The organism is Escherichia sp. MOD1-EC6098 (assembly GCF_002965865.1).
GTDB lineage: Bacteria > Pseudomonadota > Gammaproteobacteria > Enterobacterales > Enterobacteriaceae > Escherichia > Escherichia marmotae.
The window spans coordinates 1-21200 of the sequence record NZ_PTSN01000038.1 but is presented as its reverse complement, the minus strand read 5'-3'; the positions used below and the strand labels follow the sequence as shown (position 1 = coordinate 21200).

Annotated in this window: 16 protein-coding genes; 7 read left to right on the top strand and 9 right to left on the bottom strand. The window is 50.1% G+C overall.

Going from position 1 to position 21200, the window contains the following annotated elements:
- The coding region (locus C0K55_RS24455; protein WP_236942182.1) for a pyridoxal-dependent decarboxylase at positions 1-418 on the bottom strand (418 nt) is incomplete at its 3' end.
- A gap of 495 nt (positions 419-913) precedes the next feature.
- On the opposite strand from C0K55_RS24455, the gene C0K55_RS24450 reads away from it, so the two are divergent.
- Positions 914-2563 carry an alpha,alpha-trehalase gene (locus tag C0K55_RS24450; RefSeq protein WP_001517298.1) on the top strand — a complete coding sequence of 550 codons (1650 nt, stop codon included), beginning with the start codon at positions 914-916 and terminating at the stop codon, positions 2561-2563.
- Positions 2564-2614: 51 nt separating this feature from the next.
- Here the strand turns inward: C0K55_RS24450 and C0K55_RS24445 are convergent, their stop codons facing one another.
- On the bottom strand, positions 2615-3217 hold the full coding sequence (locus C0K55_RS24445) for a helix-turn-helix transcriptional regulator (RefSeq protein ID WP_105266834.1): 603 nt from the start codon (positions 3215-3217) through the stop codon (positions 2615-2617).
- Positions 3218-3735: 518 nt separating this feature from the next.
- Between C0K55_RS24445 and C0K55_RS24440 the strand changes: the two genes are divergently transcribed.
- The 3 genes from C0K55_RS24440 (at position 3736) to C0K55_RS24430 (ending at position 7430) form a co-directional block, all read left to right on the top strand.
- Positions 3736-4635 carry a LysR family transcriptional regulator gene (locus C0K55_RS24440; RefSeq protein WP_032141524.1) on the top strand — a complete coding sequence of 300 codons (900 nt, stop codon included), beginning with the start codon at positions 3736-3738 and terminating at the stop codon, positions 4633-4635.
- 48 nt (positions 4636-4683) lie between these two features.
- Positions 4684-5697 (top strand): inner membrane protein YhjD, encoded by a 1014-nt coding sequence (yhjD, locus tag C0K55_RS24435; protein WP_105266833.1) that lies wholly within the window; start codon positions 4684-4686, stop codon positions 5695-5697.
- Positions 5698-6107: 410 nt separating this feature from the next.
- Positions 6108-7430, top strand: coding sequence for an MFS transporter (locus tag C0K55_RS24430; protein WP_001149022.1), 1323 nt, complete (start codon positions 6108-6110; stop codon positions 7428-7430).
- A 183-nt stretch (positions 7431-7613) separates the two neighbouring features.
- Here C0K55_RS24430 and C0K55_RS24425 read toward each other — a convergent pair whose 3' ends face one another.
- A complete protein-coding gene (locus C0K55_RS24425; RefSeq protein ID WP_105266832.1) occupies positions 7614-9674 on the bottom strand; it encodes an AsmA family protein in 2061 nt (686 codons plus the stop codon).
- A 69-nt stretch (positions 9675-9743) separates the two neighbouring features.
- Complete coding sequence (gene pdeH / locus C0K55_RS24420) at positions 9744-10511, bottom strand: cyclic-guanylate-specific phosphodiesterase (RefSeq protein ID WP_000621117.1); 768 nt, start codon at positions 10509-10511, stop codon at positions 9744-9746.
- Positions 10512-10742: 231 nt separating this feature from the next.
- Between pdeH and kdgK the strand changes: the two genes are divergently transcribed.
- The 3 genes from kdgK (at position 10743) to C0K55_RS24400 (ending at position 14992) form a co-directional block, all read left to right on the top strand.
- Positions 10743-11672 (top strand): 2-dehydro-3-deoxygluconokinase, encoded by a 930-nt coding sequence (kdgK, locus tag C0K55_RS24410; RefSeq protein WP_001517301.1) that lies wholly within the window; start codon positions 10743-10745, stop codon positions 11670-11672.
- A gap of 94 nt (positions 11673-11766) precedes the next feature.
- Complete coding sequence (locus C0K55_RS24405) at positions 11767-12972, top strand: DUF3142 domain-containing protein (RefSeq protein ID WP_001517302.1); 1206 nt, start codon at positions 11767-11769, stop codon at positions 12970-12972.
- Positions 12959-14992 carry a hypothetical protein gene (locus tag C0K55_RS24400; RefSeq protein WP_105266831.1) on the top strand — a complete coding sequence of 678 codons (2034 nt, stop codon included), beginning with the start codon at positions 12959-12961 and terminating at the stop codon, positions 14990-14992. The genes C0K55_RS24405 and C0K55_RS24400 overlap by 14 nt, the downstream gene beginning before the upstream one ends.
- Here the strand turns inward: C0K55_RS24400 and C0K55_RS24395 are convergent.
- The 5 genes from C0K55_RS24395 to C0K55_RS24365 form a co-directional block, all read right to left on the bottom strand.
- Positions 14970-15500: a hypothetical protein gene (locus tag C0K55_RS24395; RefSeq protein WP_016262648.1), complete on the bottom strand. Its 531-nt coding sequence runs from the start codon at positions 15498-15500 to the stop codon at positions 14970-14972. The genes C0K55_RS24400 and C0K55_RS24395 overlap by 23 nt on opposite strands.
- A gap of 182 nt (positions 15501-15682) precedes the next feature.
- Positions 15683-17179, bottom strand: coding sequence for a M16 family metallopeptidase (locus tag C0K55_RS24390; RefSeq protein ID WP_001163174.1), 1497 nt, complete (start codon positions 17177-17179; stop codon positions 15683-15685).
- 219 nt (positions 17180-17398) lie between these two features.
- Entirely contained in the window at positions 17399-18685 is a 1287-nt protein-coding gene (dctA, locus tag C0K55_RS24380) for a C4-dicarboxylate transporter DctC (RefSeq protein WP_000858222.1), read from the bottom strand.
- 182 nt (positions 18686-18867) lie between these two features.
- Positions 18868-20856 (bottom strand): biofilm formation regulator HmsP, encoded by a 1989-nt coding sequence (hmsP, locus tag C0K55_RS24370; protein ID WP_001266370.1) that lies wholly within the window; start codon positions 20854-20856, stop codon positions 18868-18870.
- Between the two features lie 81 nt (positions 20857-20937).
- A partial coding sequence (locus tag C0K55_RS24365) for a cellulose synthase subunit BcsC-related outer membrane protein (protein WP_172955689.1) occupies positions 20938-21200 on the bottom strand: 263 nt, incomplete at its 5' end.

The following is a 21200-nucleotide window of genomic DNA, read 5'->3' as shown; positions in this document are numbered from 1 at the left end:
GCCATTTCATCGCCATCCCGCCGAGCATACAGGCCTCGGAAGAACCAATGGTGTTGGTGCCAACGGCCTGACCGTTTTTCGGCGCAGGCGCGTGCCACAGATCAGCAACCATGTTTACGCAACGCAGGTCAATTGCTGCAGATTGCGGGTATTCTTCTTTGTCGATCCAGTTTTTATTTATCGACAAATCCATCAATTTATGGACATTTTCATCGTCCCAGGTCTGGCAGAAAGTCGCCAGATTCTGACGGGCGTTACCGTCGAGAAATAATTCATCATTGATAATCTGGAATGCGATGTCATCGCGTATTTCATGCAGCGGAAAACGTTTCGATTCCGCGATAGTGGAAATTGCCTTTGCGCCAAAACGTGAATCTAGTAGTTCTGAGCGGAAATCCGTTAACAACTTCTGGTCCATTTCGAACTCCTTAAATTTATTTGAAGGCAATAAAAAAGTAGGATTTATCTGTAATAGACGCAAGGAGTTGCCGGTGTAATTTAAATAACAAAATCCTAAGAGTGAAATAACGTTATTTATATAACCAGTTATCGCTAATAATATTATATTTATAGCTTATTAAAACAAATGTATATTTTGGCATTTCTTTATTAATTTTTATTTTAATTACAAAAAAGTTGGTGACCTTCTGCATTGTTACACAGGTAGCCGCTACTCTTATTCGTAACAACAATGACATATCCTGATTTCTCAACAGATTACATGAATATTCCGAAAGTGAAGAATGACGGGAAACAACATATATAATATTCTCTTTGAATATTAGTGAGTTATATTTTTTCTCCATTAATAAACGTGATCTACCGCACGCTTTGTCGCCCACCAGGCGGAACGAATGACTACCCTTAAAGGAAAGCCCGATAATTAGCGACGAATTTCGGAGGTCGGATCCTTATGCTCAATCAGAAAATTCAAACCCCTAATCCAGACGAACTGACGATCGAAGTCGATCTCTGTTATGAGCTGGATCCGTATGAATTAAAACTGGATGAGATGCTCGAGGCAGAGCCAGAACCCGAAATGATTGAGGGATTGCCTGCCTCTGACGCGCTAACGCCTGCTGACCGCTATCTCGAACTGTTCGAACATGTTCAGTCGGCAAAAATTTTCCCCGACAGTAAAACCTTTCCCGATTGTGCGCCGAAAATGGACCCGCTGGATATATTAATCCGCTACCGTAAGGTTCGCCGCCACCGTGATTTTGACTTGCGCCGATTCGTTGAAAATCACTTCTGGTTACCGGAAGTCTACTCCAGCGAGTATGTATCGGACCCACAAAACTCACTAAAAGAGCATATCGACCAGCTATGGCCAGTGTTAACCCGCGAACCGCAAGATCACATCCCGTGGTCTTCTCTGCTGGCGCTGCCGCAGTCGTACATTGTCCCCGGAGGCCGTTTTAGCGAAACCTACTACTGGGATTCCTATTTCACCATGCTGGGGCTGGCGGAAAGCGGACGCGAAGATTTACTGAAATGCATGGCCGATAACTTCGCCTGGATGATCGAAAACTACGGCCACATCCCCAACGGCAACCGCACCTACTATTTGAGCCGCTCACAGCCACCGGTTTTCGCTCTGATGGTGGAGCTGTTTGAAGAAGATGGGGTACGCGGCGCACGCCGTTATCTTGATCATCTGAAAATGGAATATGCCTTCTGGATGGACGGTGCAGAATCGCTGATCCCCAATCAGGCCTATCGCCATGTTGTTAGGATGCCGGACGGTTCGCTGCTTAACCGCTACTGGGATGACCGTGACACACCGCGCGACGAATCCTGGCTTGAGGACGTAGAAACCGCAAAACATTCCGGTCGCCCCCCCAACGAAGTGTATCGCGATTTACGTGCGGGCGCGGCTTCTGGCTGGGATTACTCCTCCCGCTGGCTGCGTGACGCGGGTCGTCTGGCGAGTATTCGCACCACCCAGTTCATCCCCATCGACCTGAACGCTTTCCTGTTTAAACTGGAGAGTACCATCGCCAACATCTCGGCGCTGAAAGGTGATAGAGAGACAGAAGCGCTGTTTCGCCAAAAAGCCAGCGCCCGCCGCGATGCGGTAAACCGTTATCTCTGGGATGATGAAAACGGAATCTACCGCGATTACGACTGGCGGCGCGAACAACAGGCTCTCTTTTCCGCTGCGGCCATCGTGCCGTTATATGTCGGCATGGCAAACCACGAACAGGCCGATCGTCTGGCAAATGCCGTGCGAAGCCGTTTACTGACACCAGGCGGGATTCTGGCAAGCGAGTATGAAACCGGTGAGCAGTGGGATAAACCCAACGGCTGGGCACCGTTACAATGGATGGCGATTCAGGGATTTAAAATGTACGGAGATGACCATCTGGGTGATGAGATCGCTCGTAGCTGGCTGAAGACGGTGAATCAGTTCTACCAGGAACACCACAAACTGATCGAGAAATACCATATTGCCGATGGTATCTCCCGCGAAGGCGGCGGCGGTGAATATCCGTTACAGGACGGGTTTGGCTGGACCAACGGTGTGGCACGCCGTTTAATTGGTTTATACGGCGAACCGTAATATTTTTTACAGCCAGCCGCTAATATCCTGCCGGCTGTAAAATTATCCTCTTCAGGAGGAGATATTTAACATCATTGCCGCCTGGGTTCGGTTTTTCACTTCCAGACGTCGATAAAGCGATTCCAGATGCGCCTTTACCGTTCCGGTGCTGATATTTAACGCCCGGCCAATCTCTTTATTCGATTCGCCTGCCGCCAGCATGGTTAAAATTTCCCGCTGGCGGGCGCTTAATGATGCGAGATCTTTCGACTCTTTTTCCGGCGCTGTTCGCCAGTCGCCGGGCAGAAACATCATGCCCATCACCGCACTGTTTACCGCCAATACGAACGTCTCAACGGTTGAATCACGCGGCACAATGGCCATCACATTAAAGTGGATAACCTCCTGCAACCATCGTTTGTTGCAATCCGTCGCCGTGATTAACACTTTAATATCAGGAAATTGCACCACGGTTTTTTGCAATAACCACTGGCAAAATTCACCGTCTTGATCGCCATCCAACATCACTAAGGCTTCGGGATAGCTTTCAAGTTTTTGCCATAGCTCATCTGCCTGACTGACGCCCTGAATACCTCCCCCTGGAATACGCTGTTGTAAACTGATTTTCATTCCATGAATAAATATTGACTGCCTGTCAAACATGATTATTTGCATTACTGAATCTCCACCTGAATACGTTAAAAAGACTTAAGTAGTGGAAGGGTATTACCCGAGAGACAAAATAAGAATTCGCCATTTGGCGGTGGCCATTCTACAGAGATGAAACGTAGAAAATAGTTACCGATATAAATAGTTACAGCTAAATGCCCGAAATTACATGTCGAGGGCACTATTTAAAAAATTCTTAAGGAATTCCTTATATTTTGCACCGCATTCAGGCAAGTAAAGTAGATTTATCGCTCGTTTTAATAACGTCTACGGTTAAAGAAAATGATTAGATTGCGCACTAATCCGCAATACGCTGTTTGTGCATTTTATGAAATGAGTCAAAATTATGACCTTCTGCTGGTTATTTCTCTATTCAGGGAACGCTAATCCACCCTTTATTCTCTAAAATATCCTCACTTTCTGCGTTGCACCGTTGTGAAATCATGCATTAGATGTTAGAAAAAACAATAAATAATGCGATATGCGCGTTACTGTTTCGCTGTGAACAACAATCGGTCAAAGAAATGGATAAAATTCACGCAATGCAGTTGTTCATCAAAGTCGCGGAGCTGGAAAGTTTTTCCCGCGCGGCAGATTTCTTTGCTCTGCCGAAAGGTAGCGTCTCGCGTCAAATCCAGGCACTGGAAAACCAGCTTGGCACCCAGCTCCTCCAGCGTACCACGCGGCGGGTACAACTGACGCCGGATGGTATGACCTATTATCAACGGGCGAAAGATGTGTTGAGTAATCTCAACGAACTGGACGGCCTGTTTTTGCAGGATACCACCAGCATCAGCGGTAAATTGCGCGTCGATATCCCGGTCGGAATGGCGAAAAATTTGTTGCTGCCGCGGTTACCCGATTTTCTGTATCAGTATCCGGGTATTGCACTCGAATTAAGCAGCAGCGACCGTCAGGTAGATATTCTTCATGATGGCTTTGATTGTGTGGTTCGCACAGGTACGTTACCCGACGATGGACTCATCACCCGTCCACTCGGCAAACTGACGATGGTCAACTGTGCCAGTCCGCACTATCTGACGCGCTTTGGTTATCCGCAAAATCCCGACGATCTGACTTCACACGCGGTAGTGCATTACACGCCACATCTGGGCGTGCACCCATTGGGTTTTGAGGTTGCCAGTGGTCATGGCGTCCAGTGGTTTAAGTCCGGCGGCATGTTGACGGTAAACAGTAGCGAAACCTATCTCGCCGCCGGTCTGGCGGGGCTGGGGATTATTCAGATCCCCCGCATCGCCGTGCGCGAAGCCCTGCGCGCCGGACGGCTTATTGAAGTGTTGCCCAGCTATCGCGCCGCTCCACTCTCCATTTCCCTGGTTTACCCTCAGCGTCGGGAGCTTTCCCGCCGTGTAAACCTGTTTATGCAGTGGGTCGCAGGCGTAATGAAAGAGCACCTGGACTGACCGACTATACTTTTTAAGACAGACAACGACTGAAGGACTAAAGAGCGGATGACGCAGGAAAACGAGATCAAACGTCCCACCCAGGATCTGGAGCATGAGCCGATTAAGTATCTGGATAATAGCGATAAAGGCGGCAAAGTCAGCCAGGTGCTGGAAACTGTCACCACCACCGCCAAAAAAGTCCAACGCCAACCGATCATCGCGCACCTGATTCGCGCGACTGAACGCTTTAACGATCGACTGGGTAATCAGTTTGGCGCAGCGATCACCTATTTCTCGTTTTTGTCGATGATCCCGATTTTGATGGTGTCGTTTGCCGCTGGGGGTTTTGTGCTGGCTTCGCATCCGATGCTGTTACAGGATATCTTCGACAAAATTCTGCAAAACATCAGCGATCCAACGCTTGCCGCCACGTTGAAAAACACCATCAACACCGCTGTTCAGCAGCGTACTACCGTAGGTCTTGTTGGCCTGGCGGTGGCACTTTATTCCGGCATCAACTGGATGGGCAATTTACGTGAAGCGATTCGCGCCCAGTCGCGTGATGTCTGGGAACGTTCGCCGCAAGATCAAGAAAAATTCTGGGTTAAATATCTGCGTGATTTTATTTCGCTGATTGGCTTGTTGATTGCGCTGATTGTGACGCTCTCAATCACCTCCGTTGCCGGTTCTGCGCAGCAAATGATTATTAGCGCATTACACCTTAATAGCATTGAGTGGCTGAAACCGACGTGGCGATTGATTGGCCTGGCGATTTCCATCTTCGCCAACTATCTGCTTTTCTTCTGGATCTTCTGGCGGCTGCCGCGTCACCGCCCACGGAAAAAGGCGCTAATTCGCGGGACATTCATCGCAGCTATTGGTTTTGAAGTGATTAAAATTGTGATGACCTACACCCTGCCATCGCTGATGAAATCCCCCTCCGGCGCAGCCTTTGGTTCCGTGCTGGGGCTGATGGCATTTTTCTACTTCTTCGCCCGTCTGACGCTGTTTTGCGCGGCGTGGATTGCCACCGCCGAGTACAAAGATGACCCGCGAATGCCGGGTAAAACACAACATTAAAATATGCCGGATGCGGCGCAAACGCTTTATCCGACCTACGAATTTATTCGGTCTGGCTCCCCCCTGGCCGGGTAAGATGCTCCAGCATCGCATCCGGCTATAACGCGCACATAACCTCCTGAAACTCTTCCCCCTGCGCCTTTTCAGTATCGCTTCAGGAGCAAACAATTTCATGCCAACTCATAAGCCCAGCATATAAATCCAGTTGGTAACTTTTATTTAACCTAAAACCAGTTTTATCGACTATTTATGAAATTATGTGAAGCATTTCATAGAAGAAAAATCACCAGCCTAAACATTATCCCCTTTTTGCCTGGTTTTTAGTCGTTTTCGTGGTTTGTTACACATTGAAATATCACTTTTGCTGTGCGTAATATGGCTATTCGTTAGACAAAAAATAAGAAAAGATTATGCAAGCAACAGCCACAACACTCGACAACGAGCAAGAATACACGCCGATCAACTCGCGTAATAAAGTCCTTGTCGCCTCCCTCATTGGCACGGCCATTGAGTTTTTCGACTTCTACATTTACGCCACTGCGGCCGTTATTGTATTCCCGCATATCTTCTTCCCGCAGGGCGATCCGGCGGCGGCGACACTACAGTCGCTCGCGACCTTCGCTATCGCTTTCGTCGCGCGCCCCATCGGCTCTGCCGTGTTTGGTCATTTTGGCGATCGCGTTGGGCGTAAAGCGACGCTGGTCGCCTCTTTGCTAACGATGGGAATTTCGACGGTGGTCATCGGCCTGCTGCCTGGCTACGCAACGATTGGTATTTTCGCCCCGCTGCTGCTGGCGCTGGCTCGATTTGGTCAGGGCCTGGGATTAGGCGGTGAATGGGGCGGCGCAGCGCTGCTGGCGACCGAAAATGCGCCGCCGCGTAAACGTGCGCTGTATGGCTCCTTCCCGCAGTTGGGCGCACCGATTGGCTTCTTCTTTGCTAACGGCACTTTCCTGCTGCTTTCCTGGCTGCTAACCGACGAGCAGTTTATGAGCTGGGGCTGGCGCGTGCCGTTTATCTTCTCAGCGGTGCTGGTGATTATCGGCCTGTATGTTCGCGTGTCGCTGCATGAGTCGCCGGTGTTTGAGAAAGTCGCTAAAGCGAAAAAGCAGGTGAAGATCCCGCTGGGTACGCTGCTGACCAAACACGTACGCGTTACGGTACTCGGCACCTTTATCATGCTGGCGACCTATACGCTGTTTTACATCATGACCGTCTATTCAATGACCTTCAGTACCGCCGCCGCGCCAGTCGGGCTTGGCCTGCCGCGCAATGAAGTGCTGTGGATGCTGATGATGGCAGTAATCGGTTTTGGCGTGATGGTGCCGGTAGCCGGATTGCTGGCTGATGCCTTTGGTCGTCGTAAAAGCATGGTAATCATCACCACACTGATCATCCTGTTCGCACTGTTCGCCTTTAACCCACTGCTCGGTTCTGGCAACCCGATTCTGGTTTTTGCCTTCCTGCTGCTGGGGTTAAGTCTGATGGGGCTGACCTTCGGGCCAATGGGCGCGCTGTTGCCAGAGCTGTTCCCAACGGAAGTGCGTTACACCGGAGCATCATTCTCTTACAACGTATCGTCGATTCTCGGGGCTTCCGTTGCACCGTATATCGCGGCCTGGCTGCAGACTCACTACGGGTTAGGTGCGGTAGGGTTATATCTGGCGGCGATGGCCGGCTTGACGCTAATCGCTCTGCTGCTGACGCATGAGACGCGACATCAGTCGTTGTAATAAGAGAGTGAAAAGCCTGATGCGCTACGCTTATCAGGCCTGAATTTCCATACAATGTATTGAATTCGCAAGGATTAGTAGGCCGGATAAGGCGTTCACGCCGCATCCGGCATGAACAAAGCACACTTTGCCAACAATCTAAATCTGTTTAATTGCCGGATGCCAGACATCCGGCAATTATCATCACTTCTTCATCTGCGACAAAATCATCCGGCACTGATTAGCTTCACCTTCTGAAGGTGATATCAACGCCAGTAATGCCGCCGCAGGTGTCACCAGCGTTGCCAGTGCTGCCGCAACAGCACCACGGGCAATCAACGGCCCTGCTTTCACCCCTGCCTGCGGATTTTTGAACGTTCCGCGGACATACAGCGGCGAACGCAGCGTGATAATCCGAATACCTTTGCTCTCTGGATCGACAGTTAAATCCAGTTGCTCCGAAGCAAAACTTGCCGTGCCGGTAACATTAATCAACGCATTCTCAGTATCGAAAGCAAAAATCTGCGGACGCGCCACGCCGTTGGCAATATCCAGATTCGCCGCCGCGCAGTTCACCCGCACCTCGTCATCACCAAAAATCGCACCAACAATGTAGTTACCGACGTTCAAGCCGACAATCTCCATCAGGTTACGGCTCACCAGCCCGTCATTCATCAACAGTTTCAGGTTGCCATTACTATTTCCCAGCAGCGCCGCCACCGAGTTGCCGCTACCGCGTAGTTCAGCATCGCCGTTCATTTCACCCAGTGTTTTCTGCATCAGCGCCACATCCGGCATCAACGCTTTCAGTTTCAGCCGACGAGCCTGAATATCCGCCCGACCCTGCATCGGTTTTTTATCCCCTTCCAGATGAATGTTCGCCGCAATACTGCCGCCCGCCATGCCAAATTTCAGCGGTTGCAGGCGCAGGTCGGCGTTTTTGAGGATGATATGGGTAGAAAGATCGCTAATCGGCAGACTGCTGCCATGCTCAATGCGCCGACCTTTAAAACGGACATCGGCATCCATCGCATCCCATTTATCGGTTTCGAAGCGGTCATATGGCAGCACTTTGCCCGCAGGCTGAACATTCTTTTCGCCCTTCTTCTGTTCAGACCGTTTCGACTTTTCCGCACTTTTCCCGGAATCAACGCCAATCAACGGCCCCAGATCTGCCAGCCGTAACTGCCGCGACTCGACGTCACCTTCCAGTTTTGGTCGTGGTTTGCCGGTGGTGTAGACCAGAGAACCATGAATATCGCTATCACCAATGCGCCCGTTAAAGCCGCGATAATCAAAGACCGACGATTTTTCAGTGTCGATTTTCGCTACCAGTCGGCCATCGGTTTCAAACGGCGGCGTATCGGGCAACAGAACGCCGGTCAGTTCGTAGAGATCACCCAGCGAATCGCCAGAAAATTTAAGCCGTAAATCGACGCCGCCCATTTTCATTGGGTCATTCACCACGCCATCAAAAGCGACACGGGTGTTACCGGAGCGAAAATCAGCCTGTACCGGAAACGGTGTCCCTTCACCACGCAGCGCTAGCATACCGCCAATTTTACCCGTCCCCATGAGTGGTTCGCCGTTATAGCGCCCTTGTGCTTTCAGGCCAAAAACGTAATCGCCCACCTTTTCTTGATCCGTTTTACCTTTCGATCCGGTCACTTCGCTGAACGGCAACGGCTTGCCTAACGGATCAACAAAAATCTCCAGATCCGCTTTGCTTACTTTGTCATCAATAGCGATCCGCCCTTGATCGAACAGAATATTATCCAGCCGAAACGACCACGCCGATGGTTTTGCATTCGCGTCTTTGTTGTCATCGTTGCCGAGGTTGAACGTCCAGTTGTTGTTCTTTTCAGAGAGGCGAATCAGGCGCGCATCAGGCTTTTCCAGCTTGATCCACGGCAACCAGACCGTTTTGGTCAGCAGCGCCAGCGGAGCCAGCGTCGCTTCTACGCGCGGCAAATGCACCATCGTTACTTCGGGAATATCCGGCGGGTTGCCGAGAATGATGTCTTCTGCGTGCACATGAGGCCACGGCACCCAGCTACGCCAGCCGGTTTCTTGTTTTTGCCGCTCCCACACCACGCCCAGATCGCCACGAATAGCGAAGGGGCGATTCAATTCCGCAGAGACTTTCTGGTTGATGGTCGGTTTGAGACGATTCCAGTCAAAAGTCGCAATCAAAATGATCGCCACGACGACCAACAACAAGAAAGCCCCTGAAATCGCAGCGGTTATTTTGCCTGCCTTGCTCATAGTTCGCTTCCTCATGTTCTTCCTGTGCCAGTCCTAAAGATAGTCCAGCCAGGCGAAAAATGAGGCGGCTTACAGAGCCAGCGCCACTGAATCCAGCGTTTCTATCGGCGCAGGGCGCGAAAGAAACCAGCCTTGTGCAGCGAATGCGGGAGAATTTTGCACATCGCCCCATTCTTCCTCAGTCTCGACACCTTCGACAATCACGCCGCGGCAGTAGCGGTTCATCAAATGCAAAAGCTGGGAAAAGAGCGTGCGGCCTTCCGGAGACTGGCGCAGCATCACAAACAACTCGCGAGCGATTTTGATGTAGTCATAACGCACTTCACTTAGCGCAGAAAAGTTTGCCATCCCGGTGCCAAAATCATCCAGCCACAGCGGGCCAAATTCGCACATTGAGGCAAATGTTGAATCTTTCGGCAGGCGGATGTGTTCCACCAGTTCAAAGCGCAGCCAGGGAAGACGGTCAATCTGGCGTAAAATCTCCGGCCGCTGACGCAGGGCGAGAAGTGTAGGACCATCAATATTAACCGATGCCAGCAGACCGTGCTCAGCAAAGAACGCGGCTTTTTTCGCTAGTAAATCAATCTGTTCTTTCACCACATCCATCCGATGCCTGACAGTGATTTCGGCAAAATAACGATCTGGCGGCAGTCGTTGCAAAGGATTATCGGGATGCGTGACAACCGTTAAAAGCTCCACGGCCATCAATCGCCCGGAAGTCTGGTAAATCGGCTGCCAGGTGTAAGCTCGCTCACATTGCAACCAAAAACGCCGTTCCTGCAAGCTCTCGATGCTTGCTTCAGGGTTGCTTATTCGCTGGATAACCTGCCTTATCATCGAAGATGTCCTGTGTTTAAAAGTGATACTGGCCGGACTCGACAAATATTATCGGCGCGCTACGGCAGAACTTTACCGCCAGAGAGGAGTTAATTTGCCCGCGCAACGACGGAATTTCTCAGGAATACGTTCTGGCTCAAAAAAATAATGGAACAGTGTTTTAATATAGTTGACCAACAAACCACCGCAGCGCAAACTAACGCTAATTTTTTACAGATCAGGTTCACGACTATGTCCAAAAAGATTGCCGTGATTGGCGAATGCATGATTGAGCTTTCCGAGAAAGGCGCAGACGTTAAGCGCGGTTTCGGCGGCGATACCCTGAACACTTCCGTCTACATCGCTCGTCAGGTCGATCCTGCGGCATTAACCGTTCATTACGTAACGGCGCTGGGAACGGACAGTTTTAGTCAGCAGATGCTGGACGCCTGGCACGGAGAGAACGTCGATACTTCCCTGACCCAACGGATGGAAAACCGTCTGCCGGGTCTTTATTACATTGAAACCGACAGCACCGGCGAACGGACTTTCTACTACTGGCGTAACGAAGCCGCGGCCAAATTCTGGCTGGAGAGCGAGCAATCGGCGGCGATTTGTGCAGAACTGGCGAATTTTGATTATCTCTATCTGAGCGGCATTAGCCTGGCGATCTTAAGCCCCACCAGTCGCGAAAAACTGCTTTCTCTGCTGCGCGAATGCCGCGCCAATGGCGGGAAAGTAATTTTCGACAATAACTACCGTCCACGCCTGTGGGCCAGCAAAGAAGAGACGCAGCAGGTCTACCAGCAAATGCTGGAATGCACGGACATCGCTTTCCTGACGCTGGATGATGAAGATGCGCTGTGGGGTCAACAGCCGGTGGAAGACGTCATTGCGCGTACCCATAACGCGGGCGTGAAAGAAGTGGTGGTGAAACGCGGCGCAGATTCTTGCCTGGTGTCCATTGTGGGCGAAGGGTTAGTGGACGTTCCGGCGGTAAAACTGCCGAAAGAAAAAGTGATCGACACCACCGCTGCGGGCGACTCTTTCAGCGCCGGTTATTTGGCGGTACGCCTTACCGGCGGCAGTGCAGAAGAAGCGGCAAAACGCGGGCATTTGACTGCCAGCACCGTGATTCAGTATCGCGGCGCGATTATCCCGCGTGAGGCGATGCCAGCGTAATGGTTTTTGGCGGAGAACGGGCAGATATTCGTTCTCCGTTAATAGTTTCGGCAGTACACTATCGTCCTGTTGGTAATCTTTATGCCGTGACAATATGCCATTTTGCAAAAGGATTTTTGCAGCTTCACTTCTTCTGATCTGCCTGGGTTACGGGCTGCATATTTTATTTCCCCCCTCACAGCCGCTTCGCTTTGATCAGCAAGTCTATATCTGGCAACGCATCTGGACGGCAGAACATAACGAGGCATTAAAACGAAGCCACCCACTTTTCTCTACGCTGCGCATACTCGGGATGCAATTTCATCCGCAGGAAGGCATCCGACATTTTGCGGTGAATACTTCGCTTATTAAGCAAGATGGTCGCCCGGTCTGGCTGGTTGCGAGACTCGACGGTCAGCTTACACAGCTTAATAACCAGCAAATTATCCAGCATATTCAACAAACCCAACGTGAGTGGCAAAAGGCAGGAATTACGCTGGCAGGCGTGGAAATTGATTATGACGCGCCAACAGCAAAATTGCCGGACTATCTGATACTACTTAGTGCGTTACATCAGACGCTTCCCACAAATATAAAACTTAGCGTAACCGCCCTGCCCACCTGGCTTGAATCACCACATCTCGCACGATTATTGCGCATTGCGGATACTTCGGTTTTGCAGGTACATAACGTGCTGTCGCCCGAAAAAGGCTTGTTCGATGCCAGCCTGGCGCAACGTTGGGTAAAGCAATATGCCAGGCAAACTACGCATCCTTTTTTCATTGCATTGCCCGCTTACGGTTCCGCGCTCACCAGTGATAATCGCGTTGAGAGCGAAGCTCCGTTATATGTTGCTGGGGAGATGCGTGAACTCAGTGTGTCGCCGCAGACACTTGCCGATTTCATTCAATATTTAAAACAGCAACCGCCACGTGGATTACAGGGCCTGGTATGGTTTCGGCTACCGTTAGCAGGCGATCGTCGCGCCTGGTCACTAACGACGCTGGAAGCCGTGATTCGGCATAAACCACTGACGCCACGCTGGTCGTTAATAATTACTCAACATGCAGACGAGCAACTTTTTGATCTGGCTATTAAAAACAGCGGAAAAATTGATGCGCCGTTGCCGAAACAAGTAATTCTGCCCAATGCCGATTGCCCATTCGTTGATGGAGCCAGCCACTATCAGGTGCAACCTCACTCATCCAGCCTGCATTTTGTAAGGATAAGCGCCAGGCAACTGCGCGCCGGAGAAAGCAGCCCGCTGGGATGGGCGCGCTGCAATCAAAGACTACAAGGAGAGTTTAATGTTATCCCCTAAAATATCGCAGCTTTCCATTGTTGTATTGCTCTCACTAATTAGCACAAACGTTAATGCCTGTGGACCATTTATTCCCAATCATCTGTTAACTGACCGCAATAACGCACTGCTGGAAATGCCAAATGGCAGTTTTGTCTTTGAAGTACAACAATTGGTTAAACGCGATCCTGGTTTACCAATATGGCAGCCCGTTGAGGCAATGAAGACAGATTCAGATAATGATGCTGAGCCTCCTGCGCAAAATCGGACACTGGAAATCGCACAAAAATTGCAGACGCCATTATCTGATGCGCAGAGACTTTATTATTCAGGAGCTCAGGATTTTCATCAGGGAAAATACGATAGCCCATACTTTCAGCAACTATTGGCCTTGCCGAAAACAGAGCAAGGGGAATGGCGGCTTGCTACGTTATATAGTCTGGCAAGAGGGGGATTTGATGCCGCTGGCGACGATCTCGATCTTATAATCAATAAAGGTGGTTTTAATCAGCAGATTGCTGAGCAGGCCGTACAGCGTTATCTGCAAATCATTGAAGAAGTCCGTAGTGGAGCAGCCGATCCTGAACTGCTCTCTCTCGCCAGTCTCGGTCAGCTTGGGCATTATTATCTGAGAAAAGGCAATATAGCTGCGGCAGTAAAAATTTATGCCCAACAAGCGGCTCAGGGTTCGCCCTCCGGGAAAACTTCGCTACGGATGATTTCGCTGTATATAACCAGGGAGAAAAATTTATCACTGCTGGAGTCGGTTATTGATGCTCCACTGGTTCAGCAACTGGTAATCGCAGAGCTATTTATTCGTCAAGACTGGGGATATGTCAGTGAAGCCTGTACTAAAGACCTTGTAGATTATACCTGTCCGACGCATCGCGACCGTTTAATTAAGTTGCTAAGTCAACACAGGGTTAAAGGATTTAGTTATAGCGATCGACTGGCAGCACTGGCGTATCGGGCAGGAAATTATTCGTTAGCACAAACGCTGTTGCAGGATGCACCAGAAAGTGGCTTAAGCGAATGGTTAAAAGCAAAACTGGCATTACGAGCCGGAGATATTCCACTGGCAACGCGTCACTATGCTCGCGCAGCCCCGCTGTTCACTACCGATGAGGTCTGGGGAAGTATGAACCCGGAAAGCCCTTATTATCATGGTGATAAAGTTACCATCCCATCTTGCCGTATTGCCAGTGAGCAAGCGATTGTGGCATTGAAACGCGATGATTATCTTCAGGCCACCGCATTGTTTTACCAGGGTAAAGATCTCTATTGGGCCGATTTAGCCTGGGTTGCAGAAAACGTTTTAACCTTGCCGGAGTTACAGACATTTGTTGAAAAAAACGTACCAGCACCTCGGCACCCTTTAAAGCCTGTAGATTTAAATAATAGCCGTTACGATTATTATCTTTCGCCAGATATTATTCCAACGGACGTTAAAGTACGTGCGCTATTAGGTAGACGATTAATACGTCATGGTCAATATCAGCAGGCCATCAATTGGTTTGATATTCCTGATCATCGCCAGGGCGCACAAAAACTGGCTAATTTAATGGCAATAGCAAAAAATAAAAATATCCCTGATAAGCAACGCGCGCAGGCGCAATACGAGGCTGCAAGATTATTACGATATAATGGCATCGAACTTATCGCCTACGAAATGTATCCCGACTATGCTATTACCAGTGGCGCATATTCAACACCCTATACCTACACTAATAATGGCAGTTGGATAGGCGAGAAAGAAAACCGTCGTGTTGCTAATGCAGTGCCTGACAAAAATAATCACTTTTTGCATTACCGCTGGCAAGCTGCGGAATGGGCCGGACAATCTGCCAGGTTACTTCACCCCAAAACCCAGGCATGGGCCGCCGTGTTATGCCATGCTGCAAGTTGGGTCAGATATCTTGATCCAGAAACTGAAGCATTAATTTATCAACGCTACGTGAAAAACGGTAAAGCTTTTGACTGGGCGGCACATTTTTGTCGTGATTGCCCAGAACCGGTATTCAGGAAGGAACTGAAGAAATAACCTTGCAGAGATGAGAAGTACTATCTTTATAGGTTAGCGAAAACTGCTGACGCATATCATTCATGCTACGCGTAAATTTAAGTGGATTTTCGCCTTTAATTTCGACCGTGACGAAGGCATTCCCATTATTGTTAAAGAAGTCAAAATAATAATCATGCTGATGTCTACGGTTGGTTTTAAATTGCCGAAATGATAAATAGCAGCGGTCATCGAAGGTAATTAGAAAATCATTTTCGCCGTACTCGTTTATCATCCTGTTTTTCAGGTTACCGCCGAAGAGAATTGTATACTTCGCTCTGTCAGCAAATAATTCAGCATCCGTTTCTCGGTTGATCGTGTTGACGCTGATACCGAATTCTATTTTTATCTTGTCTTTATCGATATTATCTCTTGTACTGACATAAATATTATTCGCATCCCATAGCAAGAGGAAGTTTTTGTTGCAGGAATAGAGACCCGTTAAGCTGAGAATCATTATCAGCAAGAATAGTGTGGCTTTGTAGCGCATTTATATCCCTTTAGCACGTTACGTTCACAAACGTGTGGTTGCTTACTTTTACATAAACCACAGCCGTCAATGATTATCCGCACGCTACCACCGTGCCAGGAAAAATATCTGCGGGTATATCACGGTAACTTATTCGTCACCGTTAATCCCGGCAGCCAGAAGAAAGGCTGCCGGGTTATTTATCACTGTGCGGGTGGAATATCCGTCACTTCAGGATGCACATCATCTGCGGCTACAGATGTGGCGGCAGCCGCAGTAGATGGTGCCATGATTTGATCCCAGGCGGCCTGCAATCCTTTCATGTTAAATTCCGGCTCACCTTTCGGCTGCAGCAGAATTAATGCCATGTCGTTCGACAACTGCTGACGCAGATCCTGATTTAACATTTCTACCGTCAGGCTGTTAAGAAAATCCTGACGCAGTTTCTGATATTGCTCTGGCGCGATATCGACGACCTGATTTTGCAGTGAACGCATCCGCTGCCCCATCAGAATATCGGTATCAGCTCGCGCATAAGCAGCAAACAGTTTCTGTAACTCCAGTTTCTTTTGCGCAACCAGAGCGTTGAACTCTTCTTCTGGCAGGCCTTTATCACGAACTTTCGCCAGTTCACGCGCAACCAGATTCAGGTTGCTGTTCAGTTTGTCGTTTGGCGACTCGATGTTGATGGCACATTGCGCACGCTGATACAGCACACGGCAGTCAAAACCGAGGCCGATATCTTTGCTGTTATTGGCGCTTAGTGCTTGCTGAACATGCCAGAACAGCGCCTCACGGGCCAGATCAGCACGCCAGTAGCGCAGGAGCGCCGCTGACTCACGAATCGGCTGCCACGGCGTATCCCACATAATGGATAACCGGTCCTGACGCACTGCGTCAGTCATAATGCTTACCGCTTCGGCGCGCAGCGGAGAAAGCGTCGGCACTGGTGCCGGTGTTTCACGTTTGCCTTTCAATTCGCCAAAGGTTTTGTTGATTTGGTCGACAACCGAGCGCGCATCAACATTACCCACCACCAGCAGCGTCATAGCATCTGGGGTGTACCATTTCTGGTAGAAATCTTTAATTTTCGCCGCCTCAACGGGTTGTTTCAGCGAATCAGCAGGATCGTGACCTAGCAAGGTAGATCCTTTCAAACGATAGCGCCACCAGCCTTCTTTGGTGTCGGCTGGCCAGGTTGCCACCATGTCCTGGCTTTGCAACGCATGGTTTACCGTTTCTGGCGTGATGGTCAGCTTGCCGGTCGTATTCGCCAGATAAGAGAGCGCTTCTTTCAGCAGGTCGTTACGGTTATTTGGCAAACTAAGATTAAACAGCGTGGTGTCATAAGAGACGATCACCGGCGGCATTGGACGCTTAGGGTCGATCCCCTGTTGCCACAATGAACGTGCCTGTGCTGCTTCCAGGCCACCGCTTTGCGTTAGCGCAATACGAGGAATAGCGTGGCTGTAACCGCTCTGTTGTGTACTTTCAGCGAGCGAACCGGTATTAACCAGCAGGCGAATTTCAACACGATCGCTGGGACGCTGAGGCGTGGTCAGCACTTGCCACTGTAAACCGTTGGAGAGCGTCCCCTGTTGCCATGCTGGATCAGGCTGGAGCGCATCTGCCTGCACATAGCCAGCAGTGGCCATCACCAGCAAACCGCCCGCTAAAAGTCGAATTTTTGTGCCCTGCATGTGAACCCCTGATCAACTATCCTGGTAATAAAAGACTGCCCGTTGTCGGTCAGTCTGAATGACGTTAAAAACACTTCGTGTTAGACCGCAAGAACATGAAAATGTCACGGAGGAAGTGAAATAAACCCGAACTCACCCAAGGGGTCAGTTCGGGCACAGGGGTCAATTATGCGCAAACACCCGCACTCGGGGAAGGGAGTGCGGGCATAAGTAGTGAGATTAAGAGGATAATTCGTGCGTTTTGCCATCCGGCGCACGATTATTCAGCACATCATCCAGTTTTTTGTGGTCCAGTTCTTTAACCCACTTCGCTACCACGATGGTTGCGACACCATTACCGACAAGATTAGTCAGCGCACGAGCTTCCGACATAAAGCGGTCGATGCCGAGGATCAGCGCCAGACCAGCCACCGGTAAATGACCCACGGCTGAAAGCGTCGCCGCCAGCACGATAAAGCCACTGCCCGTTACCCCTGCCGCCCCTTTGGAAGAAAGCAGCAACACAACTAACAGCGTGATTTGGTGGACGATATCCATCTCACTGTTGGTGGCCTGGGCGATAAACACCGCCGCCATCGTCAAGTATATCGATGTTCCGTCAAGATTAAACGAGTAGCCTGTTGGGATAACCAACCCCACCACCGATTTCCGGCAACCGAGTTTCTCCATCTTGTCGAGCATACGCGGCAGCGCTGACTCGGAAGAAGACGTCCCCAGAACAATCAGCAATTCTTCACGGATATAACGGATAAATTTGAAGATACTGAAACCGGTCGCTTTAGCGATTGAACCCAGTACCAGCACCACAAACAGGATACAGGTGATGTAGAAGCAGATAATGAGCTGCCCCAGTTGCACCAGTGTGCCGACGCCGTATTTACCGATAGTAAACGCCATCGCCCCAAACGCACCAATGGGTGCCAGGCGCATGATCATATTGATAATGCCGAAGATGACCTGTGAGAAACTTTCGATAACGTTAAAAATCAGTTGGCCTTTGCTACCCAAACGATGGAGCGCAAAACCAAACAGGACGGCAAACAACAGCACCTGCAGGATGTTACCGCTGGCAAATGCACCAATAACACTCGCCGGGATGACATCCATAATGAAGGCGACAATGCCCTGATCTTTCGCCTGCGCGGCGTAAACCGCGACCGCTTTCGCATCAAGACTTGCCGGATCGACGTTCATTCCGGCACCAGGCTGCACGACGTTAACGATGATAAGACCAATAATCAGCGCGATGGTACTGACAACTTCAAAGTAAAGCAGTGCGACAGCGCCGGTACGACCGACCGCCTTCATGCTTTCCATGCCCGCAATGCCAGTTACGACAGTACAAAAGATGACGGGAGCGATGATCATCTTAATGAGCTTAACGAATCCGTCGCCAAGCGGTTTCATTTGCTCGCCTATTTCAGGATAGAAATGGCCAAGGAGAATACCAATGGCTATCGCTGTCAGGACCTGAAAGTAAAGGCTTTTAAACAGAGAGGTCTTCATAGGGTGTCCTTTAGTAAAACCACAGGTCTTGTAAGGTTATGGTGTACCTGCGGCCTTAAAATAACACCCAGACAACATCACAGAAATGTACCTGGATCATAATTGAAACAAAAAGGTTAAAAAGTTTGAGCTGGCTCGCACAAACCAGCACTTTTTAAAGTTTTGTAATCAGTTTGGGGTAGTTATTTATCTTCCAGGTAACTCTCTTCGAAGATTTCAATGGGGAGTGGCCGTGCAAAAAGGAAGCCCTGGGCAATACCCACGCCCGCTTTTGCCAGCCAGTCGCGTTGCGCTTCAGTCTCCACGCCTTCGGCAATCATTTGTAGGTTCAGACTTTGCGCCAGCATGATAATTGCGGTAATCATGCTGCTATCTTCTGGCAAGCCTTCAACGAACATTTTGTCGATTTTCAGCACGTCTATTGGCAACGATTTCATATGCTGCAACTGACGTAGCCCTGCGTACCCCATGCCGAAATCATCCAGTGCCACCTGTACTCCGGCATTTCGCAGCGGACGGAGGATCGCCACCGCCGCTTGCGGGTCATCAATACGTCGACTCTCTGTCACTTCCAGAATCAGCGTTCCCGGCTGAATGCGATAGCGGGTTAACAACTCCAGCATATCCGGCACCATATTCGGGTGCATAAGCTGTAGCGCCGAGAGGTTCACCGACAACGGCAGCATAATGCCGCGCTCTTGCCAGGCGGCAAGCAGCCGACAGGACTCCTCCAGCACCCAATGACCAACGGTAACCATCAGTCCACAGGACTCAATTCGATCGATTAGCCCATCCGGCAATTCCCAACTACCATCCGGTTGCTGGATACGCAACAACACTTCCGCACTGACTAATTTGCCACTGGTCATCTCCACCTGTGGCTGCAACCAAATAGCAAACTGATGATTTTCCAGTGCATTAAGGATATCGCTCTCTTCCGTCAGCCGCTGTTGAGCTTCTTCCATCTGCTGCGGATCATAGAACTGAATTTGATTCTTCCCTTTATGACGAGCAGTAAACGCCGCTGAAATAGCACGACCATAAAGTTGTTCGGCAGTAAGATCGCCATAGAACATCGCCACACCAATGCTACAGTGTGGACGCAGTTGAATACGTTCAATTGGCAAACGCTCGCTCATGATAGTAAGCACTTGCTGACCTAATGTGATGGCGTGCCACGGCTCCTGTACGCCGTTGGCGATAACAGCGAAGTCATAGCCGCTGACCTGTGCGAGGATCATGCGTGGCGACAGCACAGATTTGATTTTCTCCACCAGCGTCAGTAGCAGGATTTCCCGCTGTGCCTCTTTCAGCACGCCTGCGGTATCACGCAGCGTTTCACAAGTGATGATCATCAGTGCGGTGGTTTGTTTACGTGCAACCACCTGCTCCAGCATCTCCATCAGCAAGGCTTTGTTTGGCAAATCCGACACCGGGAAGCGCATCGCATTTTCGCACTGTTCTTCATAATGGCGCTGCAACAATTGCTGATTAAGGTTGTAACTGCGCACCAGCATACCGATTTCGTCGTCCTGATGCAGACGCGGCAAGGCCAGTTGATGACCAACAATCTCTTGCGGTGGAATGGCGTTTAGTTCGCGAGCAATATTACGTAAAGGATGTAATATCAGTCGGTTAATGCACCAGCTAATCGCCACCGTCAGGATGAGTGACAAAAGTAAGTAAATGGTCACTAACGTAGAGACGGTGCTCATCACGAACTTGTACATGCGGAAGGAATCTGCCTGTAACACCAGATAGGCAATCGGCTGCGGGGTGGCCGGACGCTCCAGCGAGTAGACGCCCAGCGAGATTTGTACCGGTAACTCAAACAATCGGGTGAACATCACTGGCACCGGGCGCTCTGGAATAAAACTTTTACGTAGCGCCTGGAACTGGTTAGGTAATACAACATCGGCGCGGCTGACCACACCCGCCGGTTTTATGCTGGCAAGAATAGCTTCCGCCTGCGGAATATCACCTTTCAAAATGGCGGAAGATAAGGGTTCGCGGACAGAGCGAGCAATGCTTTCCAGTTGCGTAGCCGTGTTATAGCGGTTCTGCTGTACCAGATGAAACAGCAAAACAGTGCAAAAAACAAAAACGAATACCATGACAACGGCCGCCACCATTGCCATCTGCTTAATTGTTAACGAGCGACTAACGCGCAAATTGTCTCCCCCCGGAAATCCCAGATTGCCGCCCGAGTATACCCGATCGCAGCGGCATTAAGAGAGGCGCTATCTGAAAACTTACCAGTCGGCGTAAGGTATCAGCGGCTGCGGCGGTAAATCCATGTCGCCCTGCCATCCGGCGGCGGAATACCGTACATAGAGCAGGAAATGGCTGGGCGCATAATCTTTCGCCTGCTGGATATCGATTGCCGTGCCGACAAACCAGTTGGATGTGACGCGGCGTTCAAGTAATGCCCGCGCCGTGTAGCCAAAGCCCTGACTGCTGCCACCGTCGTTGGTCTGGCCGGCTGCATCGTCTTTCCAGTCAGTCGGGATCAGGT

What these genes read in the sequence shown, in the direction of transcription:
- C0K55_RS24450 (WP_001517298.1), top strand. Translation starts at nt 914, where the DNA reads ATGCTCAATCAGAAAATTCAAACCCCTAATCCAGACGAACTGACGATC.
- C0K55_RS24445 (WP_105266834.1), bottom strand. Translation starts at nt 3,217, where the DNA reads ATGCAAATAATCATGTTTGACAGGCAGTCAATATTTATTCATGGAATG.
- C0K55_RS24440 (WP_032141524.1), top strand. Translation starts at nt 3,736, where the DNA reads ATGGATAAAATTCACGCAATGCAGTTGTTCATCAAAGTCGCGGAGCTG.
- yhjD (WP_105266833.1), top strand. Translation starts at nt 4,684, where the DNA reads ATGACGCAGGAAAACGAGATCAAACGTCCCACCCAGGATCTGGAGCAT.
- C0K55_RS24430 (WP_001149022.1), top strand. Translation starts at nt 6,108, where the DNA reads ATGCAAGCAACAGCCACAACACTCGACAACGAGCAAGAATACACGCCG.
- C0K55_RS24425 (WP_105266832.1), bottom strand. Translation starts at nt 9,674, where the DNA reads ATGAGCAAGGCAGGCAAAATAACCGCTGCGATTTCAGGGGCTTTCTTG.
- pdeH (WP_000621117.1), bottom strand. Translation starts at nt 10,511, where the DNA reads ATGATAAGGCAGGTTATCCAGCGAATAAGCAACCCTGAAGCAAGCATC.
- kdgK (WP_001517301.1), top strand. Translation starts at nt 10,743, where the DNA reads ATGTCCAAAAAGATTGCCGTGATTGGCGAATGCATGATTGAGCTTTCC.
- C0K55_RS24405 (WP_001517302.1), top strand. Translation starts at nt 11,767, where the DNA reads ATGCCATTTTGCAAAAGGATTTTTGCAGCTTCACTTCTTCTGATCTGC.
- C0K55_RS24400 (WP_105266831.1), top strand. Translation starts at nt 12,959, where the DNA reads ATGTTATCCCCTAAAATATCGCAGCTTTCCATTGTTGTATTGCTCTCA.
- C0K55_RS24395 (WP_016262648.1), bottom strand. Translation starts at nt 15,500, where the DNA reads ATGCGCTACAAAGCCACACTATTCTTGCTGATAATGATTCTCAGCTTA.
- C0K55_RS24390 (WP_001163174.1), bottom strand. Translation starts at nt 17,179, where the DNA reads ATGCAGGGCACAAAAATTCGACTTTTAGCGGGCGGTTTGCTGGTGATG.
- dctA (WP_000858222.1), bottom strand. Translation starts at nt 18,685, where the DNA reads ATGAAGACCTCTCTGTTTAAAAGCCTTTACTTTCAGGTCCTGACAGCG.